Consider the following 11,558-nt stretch of genomic DNA (forward strand, 5'->3'; position numbering starts at 1 on the left):
GTCGGCGCGGCACGCGCGCGGTATCCGGCGGTCAGCCCTCGGAACGCAGCAGTTCCAACGCCTTCGCGAGGTCGTCCGGGTAGGGGCTGGTGAACTCCACCCACTGGCCGTCCGCCGGGTGGTGGAACCCGAGGGTGCGGGCGTGCAGCCACTGCCGCGTCACGCCCAGCCGCTTGGCCAGCACCGGGTCCGCGCCGTAGGTCAGGTCGCCGACGCACGGGTGCCGCAGCGCCGAGAAGTGCACCCGGATCTGGTGCGTGCGCCCGGTTTCCAGGTGCACGTCCAGCAGCGACGCCGCCCGGAACGCCTCCACCACCTCGTAGTGGGTGATGCTCGGCTTGCCGTTGGCCATGACGGCGAACTTGTAGTCGTGCTTGGGGTGCCGGTCGATCGGCGCGTCGATGGTGCCCTTGATCGGGTCCGGGTGGCCCTGCACCAGCGCGTGGTACAGCTTGTCGACGGTGCGCTCCTTGAACGCCTGCTTGAGCACCGAGTACGCGTGCTCGCTCTTGGCGACGACCATCACACCCGTGGTGCCGACGTCCAGCCGGTGCACGACGCCCTGCCGCTCGGCCGCGCCGGACGTGGCGATCCGCACACCCGCCGCCGCGAGCCCGCCGACCACCGTCGGCCCCGTCCAGCCGGGGCTGGGGTGCACGGCCACGCCGACCGGCTTGTCGACCACGATGACGTCGTCGTCCTCGTGCAGGATCGCGAGCCCTTCGACGGCGATCGCCTGCACCCGCACCGGGTTCTCCGGCTCGGGCAGCGTGACCTCCAGCCACGCGCCGGCCACCAGCCGGTCGGACTTGCCCGCGGGCTGCCCGTCCAGCACCACGTCGCCGGACTCGGTCAGCGCCGCCACCGCCGTGCGGGACAGGCCGAGCAGCTTGGCCAGCCCGGCGTCCACGCGCATCCCGTCCAGCCCGTCGGGCACGGGCAGCGTCCGGTAGCCGCTCACGCGCCCGCCCCCGACCCGGAGGGACCCGACCCCGGAGAACCGGACGCCGGAGAACCGGACGCCGGGGAACCCTGTCCCGAAGAACCGGACGCCGGGGTGCCGGACGCGCCGGCCTTCGCCGGCCGCGTGCCGTCGTAGTCGCGCTGGAGCAGCGCCATCAGCACGATCACCGCGCCGCCGACGCAGATGCCCGAGTCGGCGACGTTGAACACCGGGAAGAACGCGCCGTAGGGCTCGATCACGGAGATGAAGTCCACCACGTGGCCGCGCAGCGGTCCGGGACCGCGGAACACCCGGTCCGCCAGGTTACCCAGCGCGCCGCCCAGCACGAGGCCGAGCCCGACGGCCCAGCCGACGGACCGGAGCTTGCGGGCGATCCACAGGATGAACCCGACGACGCCGAACGCCACCAGCGCGAGGATCAGCGTGAACCCCTCGGCCAGGCCGAACGCGGCGCCGGAGTTGCGCAGGAACGAGAGGTAGACCAAGCCGCCGAACAGCTCGACGGGCTCCTGGCCCTCCAGCGTCCGCACGGCGATCACCTTGGTGACGACGTCCAGCGCCAGCACCACGGGCGCGATCGCCGCCAGCAGCGCCACCCGCCGCTTGGGCAGCGGCCGTGCCCCGGTCGCCGCCGCGCCGTCCGGCCCGGTGCCCGGTTCGCTGTTGGACTCAGTGCTCACCGGCCCATTGTCCAGCATCGCCTCAGCGCAGGAACGGCGGGAGCGCCCGGCGGTCGTCCACCGGCACCCAGCGGCCCTCGACGACCTCGTAGTCCCACCGCGCGCCGTCGAGCACCAGCGACCGCAGCGCGGCCACGAGCCGGTCCACGTGCTCGACCGTCGTGCCCAGCCCCAGCGACGCCCGCAGCGCCCGGTCGCCGTCGGTCAGCCGGTGCACGGCCACGTGCGCGCAGAACGCGCCGTCGCGGACGCCGACGCCGTGCTCGGCGGACAGCGCGGCGGCGAGGTACCCGGCGTCCTGCCCGGCGACGACGAAGCTCACCACGCCCACCCGGTCGTGCTCCGGGCCGAACAGCGACAGCTCGCGCAGGCCGGGCACGGTCGCCAGCCCGGCGCGGAGCCTGGCCAGCAGCTCCCGCTCGTGCGCGACGGTCTGCGCCCAGTTGCGGCCGAGCAGGTCGCACGCCTCGGCGAGGGCGTGCACGCCGACCACGTTCGGCGAACCGGCCTCGTGCCGCTCGGGCACCGCCGACCACGCCACGCCGAGCCGGTCGCCGCGGTCGGTGACGCGCGCGGTCGCGCCGCCGCCGACCAGGTACGGCTCGGCCGCCTGGAGCCAGTCCGCCCGCCCGACCAGCACGCCCGCGCCGAACGGCGCGTACACCTTGTGCCCGGACAGCACGGCGTAGTCGACGTCGAGCGCCTTGAGGTCGACGGGCCGGTGGGGTGCGAGCTGGGCGGCGTCGAGCGCGACCCTGGCGCCGTGCCGGCGGGCCACCGCCGCGAGTTCGGCCACCGGCCACACCTCGCCGGTCACGTTCGACGCGCCGGTCACCACGACCAGGCGCGGCCCCTCGGGCGCGGCGGCCAGCGCCCGGTCCAGCTCGGCGACCGCGGCGGACGGCGAGGCGGGCGTGCGCAGCCGCCGGACGTGCGGCCCGCGCCACGGCAGCAGCGCGGCGTGGTGCTCGGTGTCGAACAGCAGCACGGCCGTGTGCCGGGGCAGCGAGCGGGCCAGCAGGTTCAGCGAGTCGGTCGTGTTGCGCGTGAACACCACGGTGTCGCCCGGTCGCGCGCCGAGGAACCGGCGCACCGCGTCACGGGCCTGCTCGTAGACGCGGGTGGACACCCGCGAGGCGAACCCCGCTCCCCGGTGGACGCTGGCGTACCAGGGCAGCAGCTCGTCGACGGCGTCGCGCACCTGCTCCAGGCAGGGCGCGCTGGCGGCGTGGTCGAGGTTGGCGTACTCGACGCGTTCGCCGGTGACCAGCGGCACGCGCAGCGCGGCGCCCACGACGCGGGGCAGGGCGGCGATCGATCCGGGAACTGCGACGGTCATGTCAACCTCCGACGGGTCCGGCGGACTCCGCTGGGGAAGGCCCGCGCTTGCCCGACGCCCTGCGCGCCGAGCCAGGTCCTCATCGGGGGCACCCCACCGCGGTAGGAGGGTTGCCGGCCAGCTAGCCCGAGCTTCGCGCTGGCACTCATGACCTCGACGCCGAAGTTAGCCGACACCGGCCCGCCGAGTCGAGCCGGGTTCACATCCTGGGAGCACGCTGATCACGGGTGCCGCGCCGGCGCGCCGACCCGGTCGCGGCGGTCCCGCCGCCGCGCGAGGACGACCGCGCCGGGCCGGCGTCGCCCGCCGACCGCGCCGGTCACGGCAGTCCCGCGTCGCCCTTCCACCGCGCGAACCGGCCCGCCCGGTCGACCGCCCGGATGCGCCGCTCGGTGGCGGTGCGGGCGTGCTCGGTGCACACGACGAGGAGCTGGTCGTGCTCCTGGAGCCGGGTGGTGGCCTGCGGCGTGAAGCCCTGGTCCTCGCGCACCACGAGGCTGACCGTCGCGCCCGGCGGCAGCCGCAGCTCCGACAGGTACACGCCGTGCAGCTTGGACCCGCGCTGGATGCGCACCTGCAACAGCTCCGCGCCCAGCTCGTCCAGCGCGGACGAGTCGACCTCGATCTCCCGCGCCTCGCCGGAGCGCACCAGCCCGAGCCAGCGCGCCAGCCACGGCAGCGACGTCCCCTGCACGATCGTGAGCACGATGACCAGCACGAACACCACGTCGACCAGCCGGCCCGCGTCGGGCACGCCCTGGATGAGCGGGATCAGCGCGAACACGATCGGCACCGCGCCGCGCAGCCCGGACCACGAGATGAACGCCTGCTCCCGCCAGGGCACCCGGAAGGGCAGCGCCGCGACCAGCACCGACACCGGCCGGGCGAGCAGCACCAGCACCGCGCCCGCCACGAGCGCGGGCACCAGCGCCTCCGGCAGCCGCTCGGGCGAGGCGTACAGGCCGAGCAGGACGAACAGGCCGATCTGCGCGATCCAGCCGAGCCCCTCGGCGAACGACAGCGTGTCCGACCGGTGCGGCAGCCGGGCGTTGCCCAGGACCAGCGCGGCGGTGTAGACGGCGAGGAAGCCGGACGCGTGCGCCAGGTCGCCCGCCGTGTACGCGAGCAGGCACACCGCGACCGTCGCCAGCGGGTACAGGCCGGTGGAGGGCAGCGCGGCCCGCCGCAGCGCGACACCGCCGAGCCAGCCCAGCCCGACGCCGATCGCCGCGCCCGCGAGGAGTTCGTAGACCAGCAGCAGCGGCGTGGTCCAGGTGATCGCGTCGGACGAGGCGAGCAGCACGACCGCGATGTACACGGGCGCGTCGTTGATGCCGGACTCCAGTTCCAGCGCGCCGATCAGCCGCTTGCCGACCCCGACGCCGCGCAGCACGCTGAACACCGCCGCCGCGTCCGTGGACGACAGCACCGCGCCCCACAGCAGTGCGGTGCGCCAGTCCAGGCCCAGCAGGTGGTGCAGCGCCAGCCCGGTCACGCCGATGCTGACCGCCACGGACACTGTGGACAGTGCGATGCCGAGGCCCAGCGCGGGTTTCACCGCCGACCACCGCGTGGTCAGGCCGCCTTCGGTGAGGATCAGCACGAGCGCGACCGTGCCCAGCGAGCGGGTCAGGTCGGCGTCCTCGAACTGGATGCCCAGCACCGCTTCCCCGAGCAGGACGCCGATGCCCAGGTACAGCAGGAGCGAGGGCAGACCGAGCCGGATCGACACCCGCACCGCGATGACCGAGAGCAGCAGGACCGCGGCGCCGATGCCGAGGAAGGCCGTCACACCACCCACTCGACCTCCTGGTTGTTCACGCTGTGGGTGTCATTCTCCCCGGTGAAGCCGGTTTGGACTAATCCGGCGCGGTCGCGACGTCGCTAACCGGACGCCGGCACCGCTCCCAGGAGCCGGTCGGCCGGGGTGCCGCCCGACCCGTCCGGCTCGCCGGAAAGCCTTGCAGGGCAATCGATTCAAGACACCCGGCCCGGCATGTCCACAAAGGACTGGTCAAGTTCGGCGGACCCGCCCGCGCCGACTTCGGCGAGACCGGCGGCACCCGCCCGCGCCCGCCCGGCCAGACCGGCGGGAGCCCGCCCGCGCCGGCCCCGGCCAGACCGCACAGGCCCCGGCCCGCCCGCGCCGGCCTCAGCCCGGACCGAGCAGGCGCGCCAACCGCTCGGGCGCGTCGGGCGGCGCGGGCTCGATCTCCACGACCTTGTCCCGGCCGCGTTCGCCCCGCACGACGCGGACGTCCTGCCGGCGCACGCCGAACGCCTCGGCCAGCGCCCTGCGCACCGCCTCGTTCGCCTTGCCCTCCACGGCGGGCGCGGCGACCGCGACGACCAGCGCCGTCGCGTCCCAGCGCCCGCCGACGGCGGTGCGCTTCGCGCCCGGCTTCACCCGGACGCCCAGGCGGAAGGCGTCAGCCACGGCTGGTCACCGCCGCCAGCGTGTCGTCCAGCAGGGCCCGGTGGGCGGTGACGACGTGGGGCGCGGCGGTCAGCAGCCGCGCGTGCCCGAGGTAGACCGAGTACGCGAGGACGGCCCGGTGCCGGGCGGTCGGCGCGGGGAAGCCGATGTCGCGGAACAGCCCCTCCAGGTAGTCGACGCGCCGGTCGGTCACGCGGCGCAGCACGGGCACGACCGCCGGGTCGTCCTTGGCGGCGAGCAGGGCCAGTTCGACCGCGCTGTCGCGGCCGTCCTCCAGGACCGTGCGGAACAGCCGCCGGAGCCGGTCGAGCGGGGCGGCCTCGGCCGCCACCCGCTCGATGACCGCCTCGGTGTGCTCGCGCTCCCACCGTTCGAGGGTGGCGGTGAGCAGCGCCTCGCGGTTCGGGAAGTGCCAGTAGGCGCTGCCCTTCGTCGCGCCGAGCCGGGCGGCCAGCGGTTCGACCGCCACCCCCGCCACGCCGTGCTCGGCCAGCGCCAGCAGCGCCACCGCGGTCCAGTCGTCTTTGGTCAGGCGCCTCTTCACTGCCCATACGCTACCGTATGGTGAGGGCCGTCACACGATCGGGTGGTACGCCCCGATTGCGCCACGCGCGGTGCGGCGCCTGCCCGAGGCTCTGGTCGAGCACCCCGCCGCACACCCGCACACCCGCCCAGCCGGGCACGCACCCCGTCCACACCCTGCCCGACCCCGGTCCCCCGGACCACACCGCGCCACCCGACCCCTCCCGCGCACCGGCCCCGCCGGCCCCCGCCGACCGGCTCCCGCGACACCCGGCATCCACAACTCCCCGCGGCACCCGTCTTCCGGTTGCCGGGCGCTGACCAGAGGGAGGGTTCGTGACACCGGAAGACTCCGATGACCACGCGGCCACCTTCAGCGACTTCTACCACCGCGAGCGCACCCGCCTGTTCCGGTTCGCCGCCGTGATGTCACCGCACCTGGACCACGAGTCCGCGGTGCAGGAGGCGTTCGTCCGGGCCTGGCGCGACTGGCCCTCGATCAGCCCGCACGCCCGCCGCGCGTGGCTGGTCAAGGCCATCCGCAACCTGCTGGTCGACCAGGCCCGGCGGCTGGAGCGGCCCAGCGAGGTCACCGACGAGGTCATCGCGCGGTCCCGCGTCCTGGTGCAGCGGCACCGCGAGGCCGAGGAGTGGCACGAGTTGACCACCACGCTCGCCGCCATCGCCCGGCTGCCCGACCAGCTCCGCACGGCCCTGGCGCTGCGGTTCTGGGACTTCGACGACCACGAGATCGCCGACGTGCTGGGATGCAGGCGCGAGTCCGTGCGCCGGTACGTGTCCGAGGCGCGGGCCAGGGTCAGCGCGGTCGTCGGCAACCCCGAACGCCGGGCCCGTGGTCCGCGGCGCGGGAAGGAGACGCCATGACCGACAACAACCTCGATCCGCGCGGGGACCTGGGCGTGCGGTCTGACCTCGAACCCAGGCTGGCCGAGCTGCGCACCGAGCTGGCCGAGGCCATCCCCGACGACCCCGGCTCCGACGACCTCGGCGTGGCCGCGATCATCGCGCAGGCGTCCCCGGAACCGTCCGGCCCGGAACGGCACGCCGCGCTGCTCACCGCCGCGCGCGACGGCGACCGGACCGCGCTGGACCGGTTGGTGACCGAGCTGACGCCGCTGGTCTGGCACGTGGCGCGGGGCAACGGGCTGGACCAGGCCACGGCGGAGGACGTCGTGCAGACCGTGTGGCTGAGCCTGCTCCGCCACCTGGACCGGATCGCCGAGCCGCGCGCCCTGGCCGGGTGGTTGATCGTCACCACCCGGCGGGAGGCGCAGCGGGCGTGGCGGGAGGCCAACGGGCGCGCCGCGCTCTCGACGGACTCGGCGCTCGACGTGCCGGACACGCGCTGGCTGCCGGAGACGGAAGCCGTCCGCGACGACCGCGACCGCCGCCTGTGGCGGGCATTCGCGGCGCTGCCGCGCCGCTGCCAGGAGCTGCTGCGGCTCACCGTGCTCGCCGGACGGGCCGAGTACCGGGCGGTGGCGGAAGCCCTGTCCATGCCGCGGGGCAGCATCGGCCCGACGAGGGGCCGCTGCCTGTCCGCCCTGCGCACCCGGTTGGAGCGGGAGGGAGGTGTCTGACGTGCCCGACGACCTGATGGGGTGGCTGACCGACCTGGTCCACACCCTTGACCCGCCTCCGCCGCACCTGGCGGAGAGGGTCCACCTGCTGCTGCTGATCGCCCGCCGGTTCGACGTGGCGTGACGGGGCGCGGCACGGCGGTCCGGCCATGCCCCACCAGGGTGATCAACGGGTGACCTGATCGCCCTTCCCGAAACCAGGAATACCTGGTCACCACGACCCGACCCGACAATCATTGGTTGGATTTCCGGAATAACGCGGCGGCGCGCCCGTTCGGTCGACGGGCGCGGCGCCGTCCACTCCCGTGGCACGCCGCCGCGCCCGCGTCACCGGACCACCAGGTCCACTATTCCGCCGGCCAGGGCGACGACCTGCACCAGCAGGGCGAGGATCGCGACGACCCGGCCGGAGCACCGGCTCCGCTCGGGACGTCGCCCCTGGTCACGCCGATCGTCACCCTCGGCGCGCTCGCCTTCCTCCATCGGTTCCCTCCACCGACCGTTCACCGCGGGGGGCGTCGGCATTCCCGGCCCGTACGGCGTCGGGAAACCGACCGCGGGAACCGTCGGCGCGACGTCGAAAAACGACGCCACGTGGCGGACTCTATCGGGTGATAACGACTCATCGAGCCACTCGCGACGGGCCGCGGCGCGACAAGAAACGCGCGCCGAGTCCATTCAGGGGCGATTTCTCCAGGTCAACGGTACCGGTGTTGCGCCGGCACAACACCGACCTGCCGACGAAACTTCCACCGATGAGGTGAACGTAGCATCCAGGTCTTGCGCACGCAACATGCGCAGCGCGCGAACAACACGATCGGGTGGCGAACGACGGGCGGCCGGGAGCAATCGCCCCCGGCCGCCCGCCCCACCACGTCGGACGCCTACACCCGCCGCACCGCGACCTTCACCTTCGCCCCGTCGCCGACGACGCCCTCCGCGCCGTCCTCGACGGGCGCGTAGACCACCTCGTCGGCCAGCGTCTCGGTCGCCACGAACGACTCGAACCGCCGCACCGCCCCGTCGACCTCGCCGTCGGGCAGCTCCAGCGCGAGCGCGATCCGGTCGGACACGTCCAGGTCCGCGTCCTTGCGCGCCTGCTGCACCACCCGCACCAGGTCGCGCGCGACGCCCTCCGCCGCCAGCTCCGGCGTCACGGCGGTGTCGAGCACCACCAGCCCGCTGTTGTCCGGCAGCGCCGCCGTCGCGCCCCGGTCGGTGGCGACCAGCCGCTGCTCGTACTCCTCGGGGAACAGCTCGACGCCCGCGGCCAGGACCTTCCCGTCGACCTCGGTCCAGTCGCCCGCCTTGACGGCCTTGATCACCTTCTGCACGTCCGGGCCCAGGCGCGGGCCCGCCACGCGCGCGTTGACCGCGAGCTGGAAGTGCCCGTGCGCGTCGACGTCGGTGGTCAGCTCGACCTCCTTGACGTTCACCTCGTCCCGCAGGATGCCGGTGAAGTCCGCCAGCCGCGCCGCGCCGCCCGCCGCGATGACGAGCTTCGCCAGCGGCAGCCGCACCCGCAGCTTGTTCGCCTTGCGCAGGGACAGCGCGGTCGACGCCACCTGCCGCACCTGGTCCATCGCGGCCACCAGCGCGTCGTCGGCGGGCAGGTCCGCCGCCGACGGGTAGTCGGTCAGGTGCACCGAGCGCCCGCCGGTCAGCCCGCGCCACACGGCCTCCGCCGTCAGCGGCAGCAGCGGCGCGGTCACCCGGCTCACCACCTCCAGCACGGTGTGCAGGGTGTCCACCGCGTCCTGGTCGCCCGCCCAGAACCGGTCGCGGGACCGGCGGACGTACCAGTTGGTCAGCACCTCCAGGAACTCCCGGACCGCCGCGCACGCGCCCGAGATGTCGTAGGTGTCCAGCCGCGCCGTCACGTCCGCGACCAGGTCGTGCGTCTTCGCCAGCGCGTACCGGTCGAGCACGTGCGGCGAGTCCGTCCGCCACCGGCCCTCCACGCCCTCCGCGTTCGCGTACAGGGCGAGGAAGTACCACGAGTTCCACAGCGGCAGCACGGCCTGGCGCACCGCGTCGCGGATGCCGCGCTCGGTGACGACCAGGTCGCCGCCGCGCAGGATCGGCGACGCCATGAGGAACCACCGCATGGCGTCCGAGCCGTCCCGCTCGAACACCTCGTTCACGTCCGGGTAGTTCTTGCGGGACTTGGACATCTTCTGGCCGTCGTCGCCGAGGACGATCCCGTGCGCCACGCAGTTCTTGAACGCGGGCCGGTCGAACAGCGCCGTGGCCAGCACGTGCATGGTGTAGAACCAGCCGCGGGTCTGGCCGTTGTACTCGACGATGAAGTCGCCCGGATAGTGGTCGTCGAACCACTCCTGGTTCTCGAACGGGTAGTGCACCTGGGCGAACGACATCGAGCCCGACTCGAACCAGCAGTCCAGCACCTCGGGCACCCGGCGCATGGTGGCGCGCCCGGTCGGGTCGTCCGGGTTGGGCCTGGTGAGCTGGTCGATGTTCGGCCGGTGCAGGTCGGTGGGGCGCACGCCGAAGTCGCGCTCCAGCTCGTCCAGCGAGCCGTACACGTCCACCCGCGGGTGGGCGGGGTCGTCGGACACCCACACCGGGATCGGGGAGCCCCAGAACCGGTTGCGCGAGATGTTCCAGTCGCGGGCGTTCTCCAGCCACTTGCCGAACTGGCCGTCCCGGATGTGCTCGGGCACCCAGTTGATCTGCCGGTTCAGCTCGACCATCCGGTCCTTGAACTTCGACACGGCCACGAACCACGACGACACGGCCCGCTGGATCAGCGGGTTGTCGCACCGCCAGCAGTGCGGGTACGGGTGGTCGTAGGTCTCGTGGCGCAGCAGCAGGCCGGTGTCGCGCAGGTCGCGGATGATCGCCTTGTTCGCGTCGAAGACGTGCTGCCCCTCGTACGGCGGCACCTCGGCCGTGAACCGGCCGTGCGGGTCCACCGGCACGACGACCTCGATGCCCGCCGCGTCGGTGACGGCCTTGTCCTCCTCGCCGAACGCGGGCGCGATGTGCACGATGCCCGTGCCGTCCTCGGTGGTGACGTAGTCGGCGGCGAGCACCCGGTGGGCGTTCTCGCGGCCGGCGAAGAAGTCGAACGGCGGCGTGTAGCGGCGGCCCACCAGGTCGGAGCCCTTGCAGCGGGCCACGACCGGGGGTTCCTCGCCGAGTTCGCGGGCGTACGCGGGCACGCGCGCCTCGGCCAGCACGTAGCGCTCGCCGTTCGCCTCGACGGTCACGTAGTCGACGTCCGGGTGGACGGCGGCGGCGAGGTTGGACGGGAGGGTCCACGGCGTGGTCGTCCACACCAGGGCCAGCTCACCGGTCTCCAGCCGCAGCCCGACCGTCACCGCCGGGTCCTGCCGGTCCCGGTAGGTGTCGTCCATCTTGGTCTCGGTGTTGGACAGCGGCGTCTCGCAGCGCCAGCAGTACCAGAGCACCCGGAAGCCCTCGTACACCAAGCCCTTGTCCCACAAGGTCTTGAAGGCCCACATGACGCTTTCCATGTAGTCCAGGTCGAGGGTCTTGTAGTCGTTGTCGAAGTCGACCCAGCGCGCCTGGCGGGTCACGTAGTCGCGCCACTGGTCGGTGTAGCGGAGCACCGACGTCCGGCACGCCTCGTTGAACTTCTCGATGCCGAACGCCTCGATCTCGGACTTCGACGAGAACCCGAGCTGCTTCTCGGCCTCGACCTCGGCGGGCAGGCCGTGCGTGTCCCAGCCGAACCGGCGCTCGACGTGCTTGCCGCGCATCGTCTGGTAGCGCGGGACGACGTCCTTGACGTAGCCGGTCAGCAGGTGGCCGTAGTGCGGCAGGCCGTTGGCGAACGGCGGGCCGTCGTAGAAGACGAACTCGTTGGCGCCCCCGTCGCCCGCCGGGCGGGCGGCGACCGAGTCCCGGAACGTCCGGTCGGACTTCCAGAAGTCGAGGACGTCCTGTTCCAGGGCGGGGAAGGACGGCTGGGAGGGCACCGAGCCCTCGCCTGCCTTCGGGTAGGCCATCGTGCTGCTCCTCGCGTGCT

11 protein-coding genes and 1 riboswitch are annotated in these 11,558 nt (G+C 73.6%); of the genes, 3 read left to right on the forward strand and 8 right to left on the reverse strand.

From position 1 onward, the window contains the following. Nucleotides 1–31: 31 nt before the first annotated feature. From C8E97_RS27775 to C8E97_RS27800, 6 genes are all read right to left on the reverse strand, one after another. A complete protein-coding gene (locus C8E97_RS27775; protein ID WP_121012561.1) occupies nucleotides 32–916 on the reverse strand; it encodes an RluA family pseudouridine synthase in 885 nt (294 codons plus the stop codon). Nucleotides 917–957: 41 nt separating this feature from the next. After that, nucleotides 958–1,662: a signal peptidase II gene (gene lspA, locus C8E97_RS27780; RefSeq protein ID WP_121008353.1), complete on the reverse strand. Its 705-nt coding sequence runs from the start codon at nucleotides 1,660–1,662 to the stop codon at nucleotides 958–960. Between the two features lie 4 nt (nucleotides 1,663–1,666). Further along, the gene (locus C8E97_RS27785; protein WP_121008354.1) at nucleotides 1,667–2,983 is read right to left on the reverse strand and encodes an aminotransferase class V-fold PLP-dependent enzyme; all 1,317 of its coding nucleotides are present in this window, start codon (nucleotides 2,981–2,983) and stop codon (nucleotides 1,667–1,669) included. Between the two features lie 38 nt (nucleotides 2,984–3,021). After that, a riboswitch (SAM riboswitch) is annotated at nucleotides 3,022–3,136 on the reverse strand. A 166-nt stretch (nucleotides 3,137–3,302) separates the two neighbouring features. After that, the gene (locus C8E97_RS27790) at nucleotides 3,303–4,775 is read right to left on the reverse strand and encodes a potassium/proton antiporter (RefSeq protein ID WP_425470678.1); all 1,473 of its coding nucleotides are present in this window, start codon (nucleotides 4,773–4,775) and stop codon (nucleotides 3,303–3,305) included. 360 nt (nucleotides 4,776–5,135) lie between these two features. Further along, nucleotides 5,136–5,420, reverse strand: a complete 285-nt coding sequence (locus tag C8E97_RS27795) for a DUF167 domain-containing protein (protein WP_121008356.1) — start codon at nucleotides 5,418–5,420, stop codon at nucleotides 5,136–5,138. Beyond that, entirely contained in the window at nucleotides 5,413–5,964 is a 552-nt protein-coding gene (locus C8E97_RS27800) for a TetR/AcrR family transcriptional regulator (protein WP_121008357.1), read from the reverse strand. The genes C8E97_RS27795 and C8E97_RS27800 overlap by 8 nt, the downstream gene beginning before the upstream one ends. A 314-nt stretch (nucleotides 5,965–6,278) precedes the next feature. On the opposite strand from C8E97_RS27800, the gene C8E97_RS27805 reads away from it, so the two are divergent. The 3 genes from C8E97_RS27805 to C8E97_RS36620 are packed head-to-tail and all read left to right on the forward strand — an operon-like array spanning nucleotide 6,279 to nucleotide 7,667. Next, nucleotides 6,279–6,827, forward strand: coding sequence for an RNA polymerase sigma factor (locus tag C8E97_RS27805; RefSeq protein ID WP_121008358.1), 549 nt, complete (start codon nucleotides 6,279–6,281; stop codon nucleotides 6,825–6,827). Continuing rightward, nucleotides 6,824–7,543 (forward strand): RNA polymerase sigma factor, encoded by a 720-nt coding sequence (locus C8E97_RS27810; protein ID WP_121008359.1) that lies wholly within the window; start codon nucleotides 6,824–6,826, stop codon nucleotides 7,541–7,543. Before C8E97_RS27805 ends, C8E97_RS27810 begins: the two co-directional genes overlap by 4 nt. Nucleotide 7,544: 1 nt before the next feature. Further along, on the forward strand, nucleotides 7,545–7,667 hold the full coding sequence (locus C8E97_RS36620) for a hypothetical protein (protein WP_281275471.1): 123 nt from the start codon (nucleotides 7,545–7,547) through the stop codon (nucleotides 7,665–7,667). A gap of 203 nt (nucleotides 7,668–7,870) precedes the next feature. Here C8E97_RS36620 and C8E97_RS34970 read toward each other — a convergent pair whose 3' ends face one another. Next, nucleotides 7,871–8,026 carry a hypothetical protein gene (locus tag C8E97_RS34970; protein ID WP_170212010.1) on the reverse strand — a complete coding sequence of 52 codons (156 nt, stop codon included), beginning with the start codon at nucleotides 8,024–8,026 and terminating at the stop codon, nucleotides 7,871–7,873. Nucleotides 8,027–8,427: 401 nt separating this feature from the next. Further along, a complete protein-coding gene (ileS, locus tag C8E97_RS27820) occupies nucleotides 8,428–11,538 on the reverse strand; it encodes an isoleucine--tRNA ligase (protein WP_121008361.1) in 3,111 nt (1,036 codons plus the stop codon). Nucleotides 11,539–11,558: the final 20 nt, after the last annotated feature.

The sequence above is a fragment of the Saccharothrix australiensis genome, from assembly GCF_003634935.1.
Lineage (GTDB): Bacteria > Actinomycetota > Actinomycetes > Mycobacteriales > Pseudonocardiaceae > Actinosynnema > Actinosynnema australiense.